This is a genomic window from Bartonella sp. CL435QHHD, from assembly GCF_042195095.1.
Lineage (GTDB): Bacteria > Pseudomonadota > Alphaproteobacteria > Rhizobiales > Rhizobiaceae > Bartonella.
On sequence record NZ_JBHINS010000081.1, the window covers coordinates 45,697 to 65,657 of the forward strand.

At 35.7% G+C, this 19,961-nt stretch carries 15 protein-coding genes and 1 pseudogene; 9 read left to right on the top strand and 7 right to left on the bottom strand.

Translation table 11 applies throughout. From position 1 onward, the window contains the following. Positions 1–624: 624 nt before the first annotated feature. The 8 genes and pseudogenes from hutH (at position 625) to ACFILH_RS07625 (ending at position 11,459) form a co-directional block, all read left to right on the top strand. On the top strand, positions 625–2,163 hold the full coding sequence (gene hutH, locus ACFILH_RS07590; protein WP_273791578.1) for a histidine ammonia-lyase: 1,539 nt from the start codon (positions 625–627) through the stop codon (positions 2,161–2,163). Between the two features lie 415 nt (positions 2,164–2,578). Further along, positions 2,579–2,938: a hypothetical protein gene (locus tag ACFILH_RS07595; protein ID WP_375631298.1), complete on the top strand. Its 360-nt coding sequence runs from the start codon at positions 2,579–2,581 to the stop codon at positions 2,936–2,938. 449 nt (positions 2,939–3,387) lie between these two features. Continuing rightward, positions 3,388–4,764, top strand: a complete 1,377-nt coding sequence (locus tag ACFILH_RS07600) for an amino acid permease (RefSeq protein ID WP_375660074.1) — start codon at positions 3,388–3,390, stop codon at positions 4,762–4,764. A gap of 741 nt (positions 4,765–5,505) precedes the next feature. Continuing rightward, positions 5,506–5,796: pseudogene (locus ACFILH_RS07605) on the top strand (hypothetical protein); the annotation flags it as partial. A 215-nt stretch (positions 5,797–6,011) separates the two neighbouring features. Then, positions 6,012–6,425 (top strand): hypothetical protein, encoded by a 414-nt coding sequence (locus tag ACFILH_RS07610; protein WP_375657865.1) that lies wholly within the window; start codon positions 6,012–6,014, stop codon positions 6,423–6,425. 363 nt (positions 6,426–6,788) lie between these two features. Further along, positions 6,789–7,190 carry a hypothetical protein gene (locus tag ACFILH_RS07615; RefSeq protein ID WP_375631301.1) on the top strand — a complete coding sequence of 134 codons (402 nt, stop codon included), beginning with the start codon at positions 6,789–6,791 and terminating at the stop codon, positions 7,188–7,190. A 162-nt stretch (positions 7,191–7,352) separates the two neighbouring features. Next, positions 7,353–7,802 carry a hypothetical protein gene (locus ACFILH_RS07620; protein WP_273791501.1) on the top strand — a complete coding sequence of 150 codons (450 nt, stop codon included), beginning with the start codon at positions 7,353–7,355 and terminating at the stop codon, positions 7,800–7,802. 906 nt (positions 7,803–8,708) lie between these two features. Next, positions 8,709–11,459, top strand: a complete 2,751-nt coding sequence (locus tag ACFILH_RS07625; protein WP_375667597.1) for an autotransporter outer membrane beta-barrel domain-containing protein — start codon at positions 8,709–8,711, stop codon at positions 11,457–11,459. A 972-nt stretch (positions 11,460–12,431) separates the two neighbouring features. Here the strand turns inward: ACFILH_RS07625 and ACFILH_RS07630 are convergent. The 5 genes from ACFILH_RS07630 to ACFILH_RS07650 all read right to left on the bottom strand — a co-directional run bounded on the left by ACFILH_RS07630 (position 12,432) and on the right by ACFILH_RS07650 (position 16,338). Further along, entirely contained in the window at positions 12,432–13,697 is a 1,266-nt protein-coding gene (locus ACFILH_RS07630; protein WP_375631304.1) for an acetyl-CoA carboxylase biotin carboxylase subunit family protein, read from the bottom strand. Next, entirely contained in the window at positions 13,694–14,641 is a 948-nt protein-coding gene (locus ACFILH_RS07635; protein ID WP_375667599.1) for a DMT family transporter, read from the bottom strand. The genes ACFILH_RS07630 and ACFILH_RS07635 overlap by 4 nt, the downstream gene beginning before the upstream one ends. Beyond that, complete coding sequence (locus ACFILH_RS07640; RefSeq protein WP_375663243.1) at positions 14,638–15,255, bottom strand: DUF6421 family protein; 618 nt, start codon at positions 15,253–15,255, stop codon at positions 14,638–14,640. Before ACFILH_RS07640 ends, ACFILH_RS07635 begins: the two co-directional genes overlap by 4 nt. Before the next feature lie 73 nt (positions 15,256–15,328). Beyond that, on the bottom strand, positions 15,329–15,844 hold the full coding sequence (locus ACFILH_RS07645) for a hypothetical protein (RefSeq protein ID WP_375663244.1): 516 nt from the start codon (positions 15,842–15,844) through the stop codon (positions 15,329–15,331). 71 nt (positions 15,845–15,915) lie between these two features. After that, positions 15,916–16,338: a hypothetical protein gene (locus ACFILH_RS07650; RefSeq protein ID WP_375667601.1), complete on the bottom strand. Its 423-nt coding sequence runs from the start codon at positions 16,336–16,338 to the stop codon at positions 15,916–15,918. 694 nt (positions 16,339–17,032) lie between these two features. Here ACFILH_RS07650 and ACFILH_RS07655 point away from each other — a divergent pair. After that, entirely contained in the window at positions 17,033–17,815 is a 783-nt protein-coding gene (locus ACFILH_RS07655; RefSeq protein ID WP_375657871.1) for an ATP12 family chaperone protein, read from the top strand. A 34-nt stretch (positions 17,816–17,849) separates the two neighbouring features. On the opposite strand, the gene ACFILH_RS07660 is transcribed toward ACFILH_RS07655, so the two are convergent. Both ACFILH_RS07660 and glnA read right to left on the bottom strand, forming a co-directional pair. After that, the gene (locus ACFILH_RS07660) at positions 17,850–18,395 is read right to left on the bottom strand and encodes a hypothetical protein (protein ID WP_375621407.1); all 546 of its coding nucleotides are present in this window, start codon (positions 18,393–18,395) and stop codon (positions 17,850–17,852) included. Positions 18,396–18,551: 156 nt separating this feature from the next. After that, entirely contained in the window at positions 18,552–19,961 is a 1,410-nt protein-coding gene (gene glnA, locus ACFILH_RS07665; RefSeq protein WP_375667603.1) for a type I glutamate--ammonia ligase, read from the bottom strand.

The window sequence follows — 19,961 nt, forward strand, 5'->3', positions numbered from 1 at the left end:
AAAAGCTCAATTTCTTCTCTGTTGTGATGTGTTGAATAAGTTTTTTAATTTTCTATAGAGTTTAATTTTTGCAATCATGATAGATTGTGACAGCTGTCTGTCTAAGATTTTTATAAGTTTAGTAGGAATAGCTTAATGATAAATCCATTGAGTTCTTCATCTTTACGCTTCATAAAAGAATAAGCCTGCACTATCACACACTTTGTCATCTCCCAATGTTGCGACAGCTCTTGACACGGCTCATAAGAGGAGTAGTCCTTTTTTTTTACAGTTTTATCTATACGCCAATTTCGCTTATGACGTGCAAGCGAATGGTGTTGATTGATTCAACATACACAGATTTGGAATGAGAGAGTCTTAAGATATTCCGCTCTCTCATTTAATATGAATCATGCTAGATTATAATTATAAATTAATGCGTTATCTATTTTTGAAATCCATGACCTTAGTTGTGTTTGTCAATATTTCATTTATCGTCAACTATTCTACTTTTGAATAATAACTCCATTATAAGGAATACCTTTAAAAAAGTATTCTCGCTTTAAAGAGTCGTTATAGTTTTTTTGTTTTATAGAAGCATCAATAATGCTAAACATTATACTTTGATAAAAAAGAAAGTAAATTATGACTATTATACTGAAACCGAGCGAGGTGACGCTTAGTGAACTTGCGGCTATTTATTTTAATGGTGAAGTGAGTAAACTTCATAATGACACGCATTTAGCTATCGAGAAAGGGGCACTGCGCATTGCTGAAATTGCTGCTGGAAGTGAGCCTGTGTACGGTATTAATACTGGTTTTGGGAAGTTGGCTTCCATTAAAATTGATGCGGACGATGTTACTGTTTTACAGAGAAATCTTATTTTGTCCCATTGTTGTGGGGTAGGAGAACCTTTAGCTGAAAATATTGTGCGTTTGATAATGAGCTTAAAGCTTATCTCTTTAGGAAGAGGAGCTTCAGGAGTTCGTCTAGAATTGGTAAATTTGCTGGAAAATATGCTTGCAAAGGGCGTCATTCCTGTCATCCCTGAAAAAGGGTCTGTTGGTGCTTCAGGTGATCTAGCTCCACTTGCTCACATGGCGGCTGTTATGATGGGAGAAGGGGAAGCATTTTTTCAAAATATTCGTATGAGTGGAGCTGTTGCATTAGAGAAAGCGGGATTGTCCCCTATTATTTTAGAGGCAAAGGAAGGTCTAGCTCTTATTAATGGGACTCAAACATCAACAGCCCTCGCACTTGCCGGTCTTTTTCGAGGTTATCGGGCATTGTGTGGTGGATTGTTGGCAGGGGCCTTGACGACAGATGCCATCATGGGATCAACGGCGCCATTTCATCCTGATATTCATATTTTACGAGGACATTATGGGCAGATTGCCGTATCGAAAACATTAGAAAAGCTTGTAGAGGATTCAGAAATTCGTGCAGCACATTTACGGGGTGATGAGCGTGTACAAGATCCTTATTGTATACGTTGCCAGCCACAGGTCATGGGGGCATGTTTTGATATTTTGCTGGCAGCAGCAAAAACACTGATTATTGAAGCAAATGCTGTTACAGATAATCCATTGATTTTAAGGAATGGTGAAGTTGTATCAGGTGGGAATTTTCATGCTGAACCTGTAGCGTTTGCTGCTGATCAGATTGCTCTTGCTTTATGTGAAATAGGATCTATTTCTCAACGGCGTATTGCTCTTATGGTTGATCCAGCAGTTTCTTATGGACTTCCAGCTTTTTTAGCGCATAATGCGGGTCTTAATTCAGGTTTTATGATTGCTGAAGTAACAGCGGCAGCTTTAATGTCTGAAAATAAGCAAATGGCCCATCCTGCTTCCGTTGATTCAACCCCAACTTCAGCCAATCAAGAAGATCATGTTTCAATGGCTTGTCATGGAGCTCGTCGGTTATTGGTAATGAGCGAAAATCTTTTTACACTTATTGGCATTGAAACGCTTGTTGCAGCACAAGGAATTGAATATCGTGCACCTTTAAAAACAAGTACTTTTTTGCAATCTGTTATGGAATGTTTACGCAAAAATGTTGCTTCTCTTAAGGAAGATCGCTATCTGGCTCCAGATCTTCATCAAGCACATATACTTGTGCGTGAAGGGCACTTATTATCTGTTTTACCAGAAACAATTTTTCCTTCATTAAGTTTTCAATAATATTTGTTTTAAGGACAATGATGAAGGGCGGATATTGAATTTTGAAACTTCCTCATATGAAAATATAGAAGATCAATACTATATTTGAATTATTTAATGAATTATGTATATATATGTTATTTATAGTCAACTAGATATTTTATTATTTTATAGGTATCTGATTTAGCATCATAATTTTATAGAAACTATAAATTTAAAGTACCTATACTTTCTGATTTCTATCAGAAATTTTAATCTAAGTTAAATAATATTCACAAATTATATGTTGTAATATTATATTTTTATAAGTACAAATTATAATATATGTATTATATTAAGTAAAAATAAAAAATTTATTGTAGATTCTTCTTATTTGTTAATACTTTATGAATTTTATATTTCATTTTTGATATTTTAAATAAAAAAGGAGAAAGAAATGTTTAAAAGTGCTAGATTATGTGTATCAATAACAGTTATTTTTTTCTCTCAAATTCTTGAGATTCATGCAAATTGTAGGAGAGGTGGCTTTCCAGAGGAAGTTTTCATTACAATAGTGGATCAAGAGAAGGAGCCTCTGATTTTAGCGAAAAACAAAGATTTTATTGCTATCTCAGGGCAAAATCCCGAAGATAAGGAGAATGCTATCATTAGGCCAACAGTCAAAGATTCTATTTTTAGCGCATATTTTTTTTCCATTGGAAAGTTTATCTTTAAGACAGTTGGAGTCCTTAAAAGATGGGTTGTAAATACAATTTCTCATACTTTTGAAGGCTTGCGAGATTCGTATTATCATTGATTGAGCTATTCAATTGGCGTAAAAAGTTTGCTTTGTGGGCTCAAAGAGAGTTTTCTTAAAGTAACAAAAAATTAATTGTACGCATAGTTAATGCGTTTGTTATGAAGTTTTAGGCTTCTATTTCCGCGCACGGAAATAGAAGCCTAAAAGTTTAGATTACATTAAGATTAATTTTCTCTGTAAAAAACTAGAGAATACGAAATGAATTAAATGACAATTATAAAAAAATTCATTATCACTTTATTTGAATAAAATAATACGAAATTGCAGGCTATAAAAGCTGAGTAATTCGCAATAAAAGTATTTTTTCATTGTTTAGAGCAAAGTGTTTGACGGGCTGGTCTTCAATGTTTTTTGAAATATATTTGTGAAAGAAACATGAGGCTTTATTTATCATAAAGCTGTTATCGTGGTGTGGAGTGTCAGCATTTCAAAAAGTAAGGAAAGAAATGGCAATAAATAAACTGAAAAGAGGGATGAGTAAGCGCCAAGTTATTTTTTTAGCTCTTGGCTCTGCTATTGGAACAGGTCTTTTTTATGGGTCTGCACAGGCAATTAAGCTTGCCGGTCCCAGTGTTTTGATTGCCTATTGTATTGCTGGTTTAGCTATTTTTATGGTTATGCGGGCTCTAGGAGAGATGATACTTCATAATCCATTACCTGGTTCTTTTGCTCGTTATGCGGCAAATTACATATCACCATTAGCAGGTTTTTTAACGGGATGGACATACGTATTTGAGATGATTCTTGTTGGTTTGGCTGATATTACAGCTTTTGCGACTTATATGGGGTTTTGGTATCCTGATGTTGCTCCTTGGGTATGGGCACTGAGTATTACATTAATCATCACAGGTATTAATTTAGCTGCTGTAGAAGTCTATGGTGAACTAGAGTTTTGGCTATCTTCTATTAAAGTTATCGCTATCATTGCGATGATTATTTTAGGAATAGCAATTATTTTTTGGGGGTGGGGTGAAGGTGCAAATTTTTCTACCGTTACTGTTCATAATTTATGGAAAAATGGTGGACTTTTTCCCAATGGTTGGTTTGGTTTTTTAGCTTGCTTTAGTGTTGTTGTTTTTGCTTTTGGTGGCATAGAAATTATTGGCATGGCAGTCATGGAAGTTCAAAACCCTCATCAAACGATTTCAAAGGCAATTAATTCTACTCCAGTTCGTATTTTGCTTTTTTACGTCATGACGTTAGCTATTTTAATGTCTCTTTATCCTTGGAATGAGATTGGTCTTATGGATAGCCCTTTTGTATCTATTTTTGAAAATCTTGGGATTTCGTATGCAGCAAATATTTTAAATATTGTTGTTGTTACAGCGGCTATTTCAGCAATGAATAGTGGAATGTATGGTGCTTGTCGTATGATCCATGGTTTATCGCAGGAAGGTTATGCTTTAAAAAAGTTTCAATATTTATCAAAAAATGGTATACCAGTTTTTGTTATTTTGATGATCTTCGGTATCTTTCTTCTTGGTGCTGTCCTTAATTATTTTTACCATGAAAAGCTTTTTTTTCTTATTGCCGCAATGGCAACATTTGCGACAGTTTTTGTTTGGATGATGATTCTACTTTCACAATTTTTTATGCGAATTAAGATGCCTAAAGAAGCACAGAATGGTTTAAAATTTCCCATTCCATTTTGGCCAATAGGATCGATTTTTTCTATTTTATTTATGGTTTTTATTTTTATTCTGTTATGGTATTTTGATGAGACACGACCGGTTTTAATTATAGGTTTTAGTTGGATTGCTTGGCTTATTATGTGTTTCTATGCACTTAAACTTTATAATTTTAAGCAAAAGAAACAGCAATAAAATGTGAATAGAGATAAAGCTCAAAACAAATAGCTGATGTCATCAGGAAAACAGGTGTTTGATTGTTATTCTCTAAAGGTTAGAACAATCTAGATTGAAAAAATCTGCTCGTTATTATTTTGCTTTGGAAGTTTTGTGAGCCATTGCTTACGGTAACGACCAAATCATATAAATATTAGGCATTTTTTGATGGTGAGCCCTGCAATCAATATAAGTCTTTCAGGTAAAAATGCCTAATAGTGCAAATAGATTTTACCAGATACAAGATTATAGGCAGATATCTTTTTCTAAACGTATTAATGAAGTTCTGTTCCACAAGAGAAGTTATTGTAAAAATTGTTCTTTAAGCTCTTTAAAAAATTGGTTGTTTAAATTTTATTGTTTAGAAAACTACTATTGCTTTTAGAATCGAAGATAAAGTTCTTTATGTATTTTTTCTCAAAGAGGATTGGCGTTAGTAGAAAATAGTGGATAACAAAGTCATTAGAGGCATTGTATGATTGTATTTGCAAAAACTTTAATAAAGAGCAGCAAGGTATCACAATAAAATCTCATAGAAGAGTAAATTAAAGAGAACAATGAACGTGTGACAGTGTTACGACTCTTATTGTTTATTGCGCTCACAATAGCAAGGATCAAACTTATTTTTTATAATATTGATACGAGAGTAATTTTTATCACAAGTGGAGGCGGACAAAATGCACTCCGCAACTGTATTGCGGTGCAAAATTATTCAATACTACCATAAAAGGTGCTCAAGAACACTACGATCAGCAAAAACAGTCGTCATCAAGTGGCTTTTTGCATGAGAAATCGTCCGATAGTTCTTAATCGCATACCACAACGGTCTCCTCTATCCTTGGGGCGACGGGCAACATCGTGTTAGACGCACAAGGAGAAGCCAAGATTTCTGCTTCTCATCTGATTTCCGGTCAAGATATCAATGTAATGGGAGAAAGTATGACGATTGTTGGCATGACAGACCATCATAGCAGCCATTCACAGACGCATGAAACAGGTTTTTTGATGGGCATAGATATGACTTTGTAAGCCGATGGATTGGCGGTAATGGCTATACCTACGGGACACTCCCTGCTGGCAGTAACGTTTTGATAGAATGGTTGAGAGTGGCTACAAATCCCATAAGCTCCCATACCTGTCTTGGAGATGTGGGTTATAAATGCCAAAAGTTTTTATGGCACATCTCATCTAGAACAAAAGCCTTGAATTAAATCATGGAGTAAAAAATGAAACAAACTCTAAAATTATTAAGTGCGATAACTCTATTGAGTATAGCCGGATGTCAGTTTAATAAAACTCCTGGAGGGTATTTGAGTGCGTGGGAAAAGCCAAGAGCAGATTTTACTGAGATAGGAAAAGCCCTGTTAGAATGTGGCATGCCAACACCTTATGATGTCGATCCAGAAAATAGAAAGCAGAGCATCAATGCAAAAGCAACAATTTATGCTTGCATGCTTCAATTAGGTTTTCGCTATAAAGATGAAGAAGTAGCAAGAGCGGGTGGGCCATGTTATACTTTTAGAGCCGAAAACCTTCCCATTTGTCGTCCAGGCGCTGTGATCCCTAAGCCCAGTGTCAAGAAGCGCTTGAACAGCCCTTATTGTAAACAGTATAAAAATGCACCTGAATGCAAACCTTAAGTTTTGCTGTTTGTGATGATCAACAATCCCTACCTTCATGCTTCTCATGCCCGTACGGGGATGGCTTAATTCAGCATGTCAATGCTAATTATTTATGAGGACAACAACTGTTGGCGCAATGATATAAAATATCTATTTTGGTTGTAATCAAAATATTGATAATAATTATAAGCATATCGTTGATAGAATATGGTTTTAGTAATAATTTTACCGTATTTTTGCTATAATAATTATGGCATAATCTTCGGAAAGATAAAAATAATATAGGCTGATAATGTTCATCATTGTTTTGGAAATAAAAAACAGCATGTATAATAATTTATAGATTGTTTCGTAATATCAAAATTACTCAAGGATAGGAAAATGAAGCAGATTTTAAAATTATTAAGCGGGATAACCTTATTTGTTATGGCAGGATGTTATCCAGAGCAGCCTTCTCGAACAGCTGTAGATGCATGGGAAAAATCCGGTGCAGATCAGCTTGAGATAAAAAAAGCCCTGTTAGAATGTGGAATACAGCATCTTGATGGTCGTCTTGATACAGAAATAAGTATGGATGAAAAATTCAATGCAGAGGAGTCTGTGAATGCATGTATGATCCAAGCAGGTTTTCAAGATAAATTGGGAAGAATGAAGTGGTGTGAGAAATATGAAAATCTTCCAATTTGTCAGCCTGATGCAGTTATTCCTCAGCGAAGTGTAGAGAGGCGTTTGAATAGTCCTCATTGTAAAGAGCATAAAGAACAACCTGAATGTCAACCTTAAGTATTGAGGCTGCTGTAATCAAAAATCCTTACATTCTTGTTTTTGCATGGGGTGGGTGGGATTGTTTCTTCAATATCTATATGCTAACAAGAGTCATCTTGCGTGTGAGCAAATATTAGAAGACTTATCAGTCTTTCTATCGTAAATATTGAAGGAGGGGGAATGAAAAAAACATTGAAATTATTGAGTGCTATAATTTTATTAAGCACTGCTGGGTGTATTAGCAAACCTCCCCCATCGACATTAGAATTATGGGAAAAGCCCGGTGTCAATAAGTCTATGGTCCAACAAGCACTGTCAAAATGTGGTTGGAAACCAATCTACGCTTCTTCTGAAAATATGGATTCGCGTGCAAGTGATTTTGCAGCAGTTTATGAGTGCATGACTAAAGCAGGTTATCGGTACAAATTACAAGATTCAAAGGGAATCTATTTTTCATCAGCGCCGCGAAGTGATTCATTTTTAGTCAATTTAATGGTAGCAGGGTATCAGCAGGTTATGGACAATGATACTTTTGGTGTAACCAATTCGACAAAACAAGAGCGAGATTTGATGTTACGTTTTGAAAATGATAAAAAGCGCCAGAAAATAAAAAAAGCTTTGCACAAGTGATCGCCAACAGTAGAACGTTGATTTTTAAAGCAATAATTGAATAAAAATATTAAACGGGAGAAGAGAGAAATATCGGTCTTTTGTCTCCAATGTAGTTATATTCATCAGCTACGAGATTGGCAATAGTATTGTTGTCAGATGATGCTAGCGGGGGATAGTGAGTTGTTGTTTAGAGAAATTTATTCAATATAAAGAATGGAAAATAATAGCTTTGCTAAAATATTTGCTTTAACGATAATAAACAGATAGCTTTCATAGAGCTGATTTTGATGAAATTTTATTTTGGTGTTTTTAAATTTCAAAATGGTGAGTATTTTACTGTATTTTAGATTTTATCAAAAGATCTAAAATATTACATTTATTAATTCAAATTTTTTTGTTAGATGTCTAGCATTTCTAATATAGAAATTATGTAGATTAGCTTATACATTAGTGTGCAATTTCTTGTTTTTTTGTTGTGGTTGAAGGAATAATGCGGTTATAGATTGCGTGTACTGTATCTTATTTGTGCTGTGTTTTATTAAAACGTTTTAATCGTTTAATCTTAAAAGTTATTCTCATTTTGTTGTATTTTAATTTTTCGGTGGTGAGATAAATTGAATATTGTATCTCTTCAAAGTTCGCATTTTTTCACGTTTTTTTAAAGATTGGTGTTTCGGCACTTTGTAATTGCAGTTTTCAGCGGTTTTTGAGATGCCTTCTTTAAAGGGATTGTCATCCTAAATGGTATTTTTAAATTTTTTGTTCTTTCTTTACATAAGACACAAAACATATTATTTAATGCTGTAATTTATCATAAAAAATAAAATAATTTTGTTTGTTTCATTCTTGTTGTGTTTAATTTGTGGTTTATTTTTTTTGCCAGCATTTTTTGTTTTTGTTGAAAAAAGAAAGTTTTGAAAAACAATGATAGTCAAGGTATCTAACAATCACTTGTATTCGTGCGTTTTTACAGCAGCTATTTTTTCTTTTTTGTTAAATATAAATGAGGCACATTCTCATTCATATACATCACTGTCATGTGACAAAAACAAATTACCTTATGAATGCAGTGATGGTTCAAAGCATACAATTAGTGATAAAGTATATAAATTCACGGCACCTGTTAAAGAAAAGAATGGGGAGGGGCGGTCTCTCATGTTACCTGCTGCTATAGTAGTGCAGGAGCCAAATACAGTTATTCAGGCAATGCGTGTAGAGGTTGAAGCTACTGCAGGTATAGAAGATATTTATGGTGTTTTGGTATCACAAGGGGGCAAAATTGTTTTGAGCGATTCAGCTTTTAAAAATGTATCAATAGGTCTTAAAGCTGATAGTGGAATGATTGAGGTTAATCGTGGAACAATTGAGGCTTCTCAGATTGCTGCTTATGCAGAGAATCTAGGAGCATCTGTTACGTTAACGGATACAGAAATTAAAGTGGAAGGTTTGGGTATCGGTCAAGAGAGTGCTCTTTTCGTTAGGGCTGATGCGAGTATTCAGATGAAAAGTGGATTTATTGATGTGAATGATGCTGCTGCGCTTTATGTGGGGAGAGGGGGTAGTGCGACTTTAGATGGTGTTACCATTGCTTCAAAATATCAAAAAACAGAAGACAAAGAAAATACAAATGAAAAAATTACACATACAGTTTTCAATGTAAAACATCATGGTTCTGTTTATGTAAAAAATACGAATATTATTTCTACGGATGTTCATGTTTTAACAGTTGGACAAGATTCTAACACACCATCCAATAATGGCAGGGAAGGAAATATTTTAATTTCACGGGTTAATATTGAAGATTCAACAATTAAAGCAATCGGTAACAAACATGGTATGTATTTTGAGAGGGATGGGGAAAATGATGCGTATGAACAGGGACTTGTCTTTTTGAAAAGGACAATTTTTGAGGTTCCAGACGGAACAGCTATTCATAGTAATAAAAGTCGTAGTTATATTGGAGTAACAGAAGGTACAAAAATTTTTGGTGATTTATTATTAACAGCTGAAAAGGGGGGGACTGTAGCGATTTTGGCTGATTCCTCTTCATTGATAGGAGGGACTCGTGTTGCCGATGATTCTATTGCTGAACTTTATTTAACAGGGGGATCAAAATGGTTTTTGACAAAAAGAAAAGGGATAGATTTGCAAGTTGCAAACCGTACAAGTTCGTCTATTTCATTTGTGAAAGTTTCTGATAGTTTTATTGCTTTTGAGATTCCAATGTTTCAGGAGTATCAGACACTTTATATTGGGAAGGGAGAAAAAGAAGTTTATAGTGCGCAAGATAGGGCAGATATTTATCTCAATACACATCTCAGTAGTGATGGTTTGCTCGATAATAAAAAAACTGATCGGCTTTTGATACATGGTGATGTTTCTGGAAAAACGACAGTTTATGTGCAATTTGTTTCAGGAAATCAGGGTGAGATAGCAACCGGTGAAAATGCTCATAGTATTTCACTTATTCAGGTTTCTGGAAAAGCGGCAGAGGATTCTTTTCAGTTAAATCGTGCTTATATCGCATTAGAGGGTTTGCCTTACCAATATTATCTTCATGCTTATGGTCCAGCTTCTGCTCTTGGAAATGCACAAACTTCTCAAAGATTGGTTGAAGGAGATGGAGATTTTTGGGATTTCCGCCTTGAAAGTAAATATATTCAGCCTGCTTTAGAGGTGTCTGCTATTCCCCCTTCTGAGTTAAAGATCAGGGAGGTTGTTCCACAGGTTCCCACTTACCTTCTGGTACCAAATGCTTTGTTTCATGTTGGGCTCATGGATATTAGTCATCAACAAAAGCAGTTGCAAGTTAGGCGGTCTATGCCTCGTAAATTATTAAAAGTTGAAGGGAATTTTGCTTTATCTGTTCAGAGTTATGGTGGACGTTATCGTTATGTCTCAGATCTTTCTACACTTAAATATGGGTACGATGGACATGTTGATTATAACGCTATAGAAACAGATCTTTTGCTTAAAACGGTAGAGAGTGCACATAATACGACATCTTTTGGGATTATGGGAACCTATGGAAAACTTTCCTTACAACCTCATAATGTGGAACAAAGTCAAAAGAGTACATTTAATAAATGGTCATTTACGGCATATGCTAGTGTGAAACATTACACTGATTTTTACGTAGACGGTCTTTTATCTTATGGCTTGTTTAAAGGGGATGTGCATAGCCGTGTTTGGGGTAAGACGGCGACATTAAAAGCAAAACCTCTCAACGTTTCTTTTTCTGCTGGTAAAGTGTCTATGATAGGACGTGAAGGTCTTATTTTTGATCCGCAATTTCAGCTTATTTATCAACATCTTCAATTTGATAAGTTTCGTGATATTGACGGATTTGATGTTGAGATGAAAAAAATAGATCAATGGTTTATGCGTGTTGGTGGGCGTTTAAGTAAAACATTTACAGCCTCTGAAAAGGATCGTATCATTTCTTTTTATGGCACTATTCATCTTGCTCATTGTTTTGATAAAGAACAATTTGTTCATTTTAAAGATGTTTTCCAGTTGGGTTCTTTCGGGTCTTCCTTAGAAACAGGTTTGGGTATCAATGCGCAGTTCTCTTCTAAAGTTACACTTCACAGTGATCTTAGCTATCAGCATAGGTTAACCAAGGCTGGTTTTTCTGGAGTTCATTTCTCTGGTGGTTTGCGCTATCATTTTTAATAAATCTTTTTAAAAATAATAAATGTAATTTTTAAAGTTTTATTTTATTGTCGGGATTTAAACCATTGATGGTGCAGAATTTTAATTGCTTCTTTTAATAATGCTATCATGTGTTTTAATAAGTATGGAAGGATCACGTTGATTTATTTTTTTATCTGGTTGATAGGGGAGCTTAAATGCTTCAAAAAAATTGATAATGGGACTGTGAATCTATTTGTGTTATTTTGACTATAAATATTGGGGATGTGTTTGTCATCAGCTTTTTAAAATAGTAGCCTTATTATCCGATCATGCTGTAAAGTACTGGCGTTTGAGGTCGCTGATATCAATCATGAAAGGCAGGGAGATATTGACTGTTGATTAAAAGCTTTTGCTGTTAAGCAAAGGAGGAGATATGTACAATATACAGCTCGATCGTTTCGTGGATGATGCGTATTTTTATGCTTTAAAATTTTGCAAAAAGCGTTTTTGAAGCTGTTCGTATCGATCGCATTATTGTAGGTGGATAATGAGAAAAGTGGTAAAGCTTGAACACTTTTAACATCAAATTCAATATTTTCAGTTCTTAATAAAGATAAATCCTTTAAAAAAATTGTTCTAATGGCTGTATTGAATATATGAACAAGATCATGTCTTCTTTGTTAAATAGATATGAAATATAAGTTTTAAATCAAAGTGGGGGAGGTAAGATCTTTTTTTCTTCTTTTAAGACGTGGGGAGAAGAGGTTGATCGTATCAAAAAAGTCGTTTAGAAGTTTTTATTATTGTTTCAAATATAGAAACATTGAAGAGCTTTTATTAAAATGGGGTGTAAAAGTAGATTATATCTTCCTCAATTCCTGTTTTTTGAAATATGCACCTTTAATGGAAGATGTTTGCAAAGTTTTAGGCAATCGCATTCGCATTGTGAGTTCGTTTGTATCGATAAGATTTATATTAAAGTTCAGGGGCAGTAAAAATATCTTTATCGGACTATTGATAAACATGGTGTTTCCATATGATGCTTAAGGTGTCATCGAGCCATTTGTGGTAATTGCGTGCTTCTTCGTTTGAGTTATGAACAGAGAAAATAAAACCAGGATATCCACCAAATGCTGGTGGAGGTGGTGAAAGATGATTGGTTTCAAAGAAAATGATAGTTCTGGCGGTTTGAGGATGCTGTGCAACCTTATCTAGACCTAAAAATCCAGAAAACCGTCCATGACCACGAAGAGGAATAATATAATTTGCCGCCACTTTTTCAGCTGGGAGTATATCGGGAAGGTCTGGGGTTTGTTCAGCTAAAGCGGCATTCATACATAGTTTTGCAAATGAAATCCCTGTACCTTGCTCAACAATAAAATGGGAGACACCCGATCCACCTATACGAGCGCCAATCTCAATGATATAAGGTAAATTATGAGCATCTAGGCGTAGCTCTACATGGGCAGCACCTATATTTATACCAAGAGCTTTAACTCCAGAGCATGCAGCCTCACATAAAGCAATAATTAAAGGATCATCTATATCACAGCGTTGACGATAAATTGTTTCTTCAAACCATGGTCCCTCAGGCTGTCCCTTGTCTCCAACGGCCAGAACGTGTACACCTGCTGTATCAACAAAGCATTCTACGACAAACTCTTTTCCTGGCAAATACTGTTCTACGACTAAACCTACAGGTTTACTTTTATCATTAAAACGTGCCATGTCTTTATGCTGAACATTCCATACGGCTTTAATGAGATCAGGAAGTTCGGCGGAATTTTTAGCTAACATTACGCCTGTACTTGCCCATCCAGAGACGGGTTTAATAACGAGTGGATAATCCAAGGCTTGTGTTTGTGATAGGTCTTCTGGATGATCTATATAAAAGAATCCTGGTGTTCTTAAGCCTGCTTTAGCGAAAGCTTGACGCATGAGATATTTATTTCTGGTTAATGCTGCTACTTCTGGTTCAATACTTGGAGTATTGATTTTTTTTGCAGCCAAAGCTGTCCATAGGATGGCTTCTTCGCGAAGGGTCATAACCCCAGAAATATTGCGTTCTTTTGCTCCCGTTGCAAAAGTGTCTAGAGCTGCCTCTGGGTTATCAAAAACAGGAAGTTGCCAAGTTGAAGTTACTGCTGCAGGGTGTTGAGAGGGAACGCTTTCAGCGGTATCATAGATCATTACTAATTCGATATTAGCTGCTTGTGCTGCTTCAAATATAAATGGTAATTTTGCATTGCGCTGGCAAATTAACGCGAGTTTTTTCATTTTGTTTCCTCATTAAATTTGGAGTTTTGAGAATGGCGTTTATGTTGCCATGTAGATACCTTTGATGCATCTATAAATAAGAGTGTCATCCCTATAACAACTACAATCATAGCAATTATTTTGATCATATTGAGAGAAGGGCTCGAGCCGATTATCCATTCACATGCAATCACTGCAAAAGGGGATAATACGCCGATAGTGTTGGCGTATAATACGCCTCCTTCGGCTAAAACTTTTTGATATAATACGTAAACTGGTGCCGAGCAAACAGTTCCTAAAATCAATATTTTAAATATATCTTCTAACTTAAGATAGAAGAGTGGGGCAGGATCAAAAATAAATAATGGCATAAATGATGCTGCAGAAATTGTCGTGATCCAAGCCAGTGAGGTGAGCAAAGGTAGATTTTTAAGATAACGTTTAGACAATAAGCCATAAGCAGAGTAAGAAAGTGCTGCTGTTAAGGCAAGCACTACTCCTATCAGGTTATAATATCCACCTTCTCCACTATTTATATTGAATACTACAGCTGCTACACTGACAATTATCACTCCACTAAGCTTCAGCCATGAGAATTTAAGGACATTTGTCAATGCACCTAATATATAAGTAATTCCTGGAATAGTAGCGAGCACCATGGTTAAATCACTGGCTTTGAGTGATTTTAATGCACCAAAACTGCATACAAAATACAGCGAAAATCCTAACACTGAGAGAATTAAAAAAGAAGGTATCATGGAAAGCAATGGTAGGGATCTGAAAACAGCTTTCTCACGAAATATTGCAATCAGCCATAAGGTGGCAGCGGTGGCAAACAACCTAAGTCCAACCGCATGCATGACGGGTATATTGCTAACCAAATTCTTAGATAATAACCAACTTATGGAAAACAATGCTAGAATGGCAAAAGTAAATAATAATAATCGTCTTTTTATAAAACTCAATGATTTAATCCTCTAATCACTCGCTGTGCATAAGATGATGTTGAAAAATTAAATCGTGACTTTGAGGTCTGTGGTTTTCCAAGATTATTTTGGATATAATCTTTAGCTCCTGCCAAATAAGCGCCATCATCTAATGCTTCAAGTGCTTCTATATCTGCTATCATCAATATTATTACTTTTTCAAGACGCTCCAAATCAAATTGAAGATAACCTTGATTTGTTTCAATCAATGCTTTGTTCCGCATCAATATTTCAAAAAGCAAGATCCCTGTACCAGCATCGAATTTCATATGCTGATCAGAATCTTTTGGATAACGAAATATGCGTTCTAATAGGATAAATTCAGTTATTTCTTTCCAAAATTTTGGATGATTTTGTAGCATAATACGCACTGTAATTAAAACAACTTTAGTTTCTTCTAGAAGACCTGTAAACCAATTTAATTTTATATACAGATTTTTATCCAATGGCCGCGGTCCGGTATGATGTGCATAGTCATGATAATAGCCCCACAAACAGCGAGCATCGTAAATGTCTTCTTTAGATAAGTTACGACTATGCAATTGACCGAACAGGAATTTACTATCTCGACCGAGTAAACGTTCAGCTTCCACAATTGTCTGCTTGTTGTAAATATCAAAGAATTTACTGAAAAAAAAACAAAGCCAATGCTTGCTTTGTTTTTTTTTAAGCAGCCGCTACAGATTCTGGGAATAGAACAATGCAATTGCCTTCTAAAAAACCTCTTGATGCTATTCCCATTTTTATACATTGAAAAGGTGATACATAATTATTTGTATATTTTGAGGCGTCAGCAAGATAGGCCGTTTCATGACGATATCCTGTAACTAATTCCAGCCGGAATCCTTCTGGATCAGGTCTATTTGTTGCACGCATTGGAGCCAAGAAAAACAAGGGAGCATCTGGTAATGGGGCTTTGAAAGCAGCCAAAGTGTTATCAAATTTAGGAGGGGTCGTTAAACCGCTGATTATCCACTGATGAAGATCATCAGAAATGGTCGCTAAAAGTTTTGGAGATAATCCGTCAAGAATATTGGCATGGTGGTTCAGCAGAGTGATCAATTCATTGATCATATTATTATCTGCTGAAGTTGGTTCTTTAATGCTCCCATCTCGTTCTTGGCGCATACGGAATTTGTCAACCAAGTTAACAATGGAAAGAAGCGCTTCAGATTTTTTCATGATTAGTTGACTTTAGTGAGTGGGGCAAAAAGGCCATTGGCACTTGTCCAAAATTGTCGACAATATTCAGCCTATAGCGATTTGCCGCAACCGATGTTGTGATACAAGAATCTTGCTTTTTCAGCCTTACAAAGAACGGCTGCATCAGCATTGCTGTTGGCAAATACTTTGTCATATTGATGAGCTACTAGAGATTGTGGGGCAGGATGAGTCGCTACGGTTTTAATTTCATCAGCGTTATTGCGTTTAGCTAAAACCATAGAGTGAGTAGGCATGATAAAGCTGTCAAATAATTGCATATCATCTAAACGGGTAAATATGAGTGTATGCAAATCAGGGTAAGTAGCATGGCTTAGGAGATACCTATCTTTTTTTTTGAGCAAGTTCATTAAATGCTTCTTCAAGAGTTGCGTATAAGATAATACGGGATCTCGAGTCAGTGGACAAAATATTTTTATTGTGATTGTTAAGCCACCACTGTGCTGCTGTTGCACAGTTAGTATCTGCAGGGATAAGTGTAAAAGCATAATTTTCAGATTACATGATCTCTATTCTTTTAATTATGCGACTAAATTTAAATTAGTGTAATATGTAGAGTATATAAAGAACAATGCGTTAAGTAATTTAGTGCTTTATAAAATCATGTATATGTGAAAGAAAATTTACGATAAATTTTGTCTTGTCATTATTCTATCATGCCGTAAAACATCGTCGTTTAGGGGAGTGATTGAGCAGAAAAAATTCTATGCAGGGTATTTATTGGATATGTTAGAGAATTATTGGAATGGTTAAGCGAAGGTGAATGACACGTAAACCGTACTGCTCTATCATTTTTTGGATGAGCAGCGTTTTTGAATCTATTCATATTGATAATACTATTGTAGATGAATAATAAGCAAATTGGTAAGGCGTGAACATCTTTGCCATAAAACTCAATATATTTAATTTCTTAATTAAGATCATACTTTTAAAAATTGTTTTACTATTATGATTGTATTGAATATATAAAAGGCAATCATCATTGTCTTGTTTGTAAAAGAAACATGAAATATAACTCTTAAATTAGAGTGGGATTGGCTAGATTTTTTCTTCTTTGGAATCGTTAAGAAGGTCAGATTAAACCTTATTGAAGCTACAGAACCTAAAAAAACAGTCGTTTTTTTTGTGAAAAGATCAGAGGTAAACAATATGCGTGAGATTTTGGATCGTTTTGATATACCATTGAATAAGAAGAGTTCTGTTCAAAAGATTCAAAATCTTTCATGCCAATCACACCCAAAACGGTTTTATAAGCAAGTGAAGATCGCTTGTGAGGAGGTCGGCTTTACGATTTTGTTGGATGAACGTCCCGTAAAAACGCCCGCAAGGCGTCATTTTCATGTGCCAACAGAAGTGTTTGCTGAATATGTTGCTCAGGAATTTGAGAACCAAAAGCACGTTGTTGATCCTGCAAAAATGCCGATGACGCGTTTGGTTAATACTGTTATTGATGGTATCGCTGATGATATGCAGGTGGTTTTTGAAGATTTATTGCGTTTCGTTGCATGTGATATGATCTTTTATCGTGCACAGACACCTAAAGAGTTGGTGCAAAAACAATCTGAGCAATGGGATCCTTTATTAGATTGGGCAGAAAAAAAACTGGGTGCAAGGTTTTATTTGACAGAAGGGCTGATGCATGTGGAACAATCACCAGAAGCACTTCAAGCTGTGAGTCATTATTTACGTAGCGTTGAGTCTCCTTATATGCTTGCTGCACTTCATATGATGACAACCTTAACGGGATCTGCTCTCATTGCTCTTGCTGTTGCTGCGGGAAACATTGATGCTGATCATGCTTGGTCTATTGCCCATTTAGATGAAGATTGGATGATGGAGCAATGGGGAATAGATAAAGAAACAATGGTACGTCGTGCTCATAAAAAAGTTGAATTTAAGGCTGCTGCTACAATTGTTACAACTTGTTTATAGGGGTAAATCTTTTATTTACGTGCATTCTTTTGGCTCAGAGTATTTTTGTGACTTTTTGAGGATTGGTTTTTACTTTATCAAGTCCAGGAAATAGTTCATTGGTTATGGTTAAGAGCGCTTCGTCATTACCACGGATAAAATACCATTGGTTATCGTGAAGTAGGGCAATAATTTCAGTTTGAATAGAGCATTTTTTTCCAGCATTTGTTGTGGTTACAAGCTCCACGGGTATAACAAAATAAGGGGTACCATTATCAAGGGTACCTTCACGTTTTTGTTTTTGATCAATGTTGATCGTTTCAATCTTGTAACTTTCTGCCAACCGTTCTATTTGGCTTTTCATGATTTGTAGAAATTGTGATTGATTAAGATTTTTTTTGGCGGTTAAGCGGTTGATGACTTGGGGAGGAATAGCATTTAAGATGGCATTTGCATCGGCATTTTTAAGTGCTTTACTATAAGCAGATGTTGCTTTCTCAAGAGTTGTAAGTTTTTGGTTGGTTATTGTATGTGCTTTAGTTGTTGATGTGATAAAGACAATGCATAAAAGAACGGGAACGAGAAAACAAATTCGCGGCATTAGAAACCTTTGTTAATTCATTTGAAGAGATTCAACACATTATAAAGGAAAAGCAGACGAGCAAAAAGCCTCTTGCGCTTTTGCATGAGAAGAATATCCACAAAAATGGAGGCTTTTGCCTCCATTTTAAAAATCAAAAGAATGCGTATTGATTGTTTAAACAGAATAGTACATATCAAATTCAACAGGATGGGGTGTTGTTTCGTAACGCAAGACTTCTTGCATCTTTACTTGAATGAAGGAATTAATCTGATCATCATCAAAAACGTCGCCAGCTTTAAGAAAGCCACGATCTTTGTCAAGTGCTTCAAGCGCTTCACGCAGGCTTCCTGAAACAGTAGGGATTTCTTTAAGTTCCTTTAAGGGAAGATCATAAAGATCTTTATCCATAGCATGTCCGGGATGAATTTTGTTTTTGATGCCATCAAGACCAGCCATTAAAAGGGCTGCAAATGCCAAATAGGGATTTGCTGTTGGGTCTGGAAAACGCACTTCTACGCGTTTTGAATTTGGTGAGGAGCTCATAGGAATACGGCAAGATGCAGAACGATTACGTGCTGAATAGGCAAGAAGAACAGGAGCTTCATAACCAGGAACCAAACGTTTATAGGAGTTTGTGGATGGGTTTGTAAAAGCATTGATTGCTTTTGCGTGCTTAATAACACCACCGATAAAAAACAGACAGGTTTCTGATAGTCCGGCATATTCATTTCCTGCAAAAATGGGTTTGCCATCTTTCCAAATGGAAATGTGGACATGCATTCCAGAGCCGTTATCACCAAAAACTGGTTTTGGCATGAAGGTTGCTGTTTTCCCATAACTATTTGCTATTTGATGTACAACATATTTAAAAATTTGCATCTTGTCAGCCTCGCGAACAAGTGTATCAAAACGAATACCCAATTCATGTTGGCCTGCTGCTACTTCGTGATGGTGTTTTTCGACCTGTACGCCCATATCCTTGAGTGCTGTGAGCATTTCAGAACGCATATCTTGGCAGGAATCAATTGGCGGAACAGGAAGGTAGCCTCCCTTTATTCGTGGGCGATGCCCTAGATTTCCTGTTTCATATTCCGTATCATCATTGGAGGGAAGTTCACTTGAATTGAGTTTAAACCCTGTGTTGTAAGGGTCCGTTTTATAGCGCACATCATCAAAGATAAAAAACTCTGCTTCTGGACCTACATTGATTGTATCTCCAATGCCTAAAGATTTCATATAAACCTCAGCCCTTTTGGCGATAGAACGAGGATCTCTACGATAAAATTCACCAGAAACAGGATCAAGTACATCACAAAATATGACCAAAGTAGATTGAGCAAAAAAAGGATCAATGTGTGCTGTTTCTGGATCTGGCATTAAAACCATGTCAGATTCATTAATTGTTTTCCAACCAGCAATTGAAGAACCATCAAACATGACACCATCACTAAAAGTATCTTCGCTGATCTCTGCGATATCCATTGTAATGTGATGCAATTTTCCTCGTGGATCAGTAAAACGTAAATCAACAAAACGGATTTCGTTGTCTGTAATCTGTTTGATAATATCTGATGCGGTTGTCAT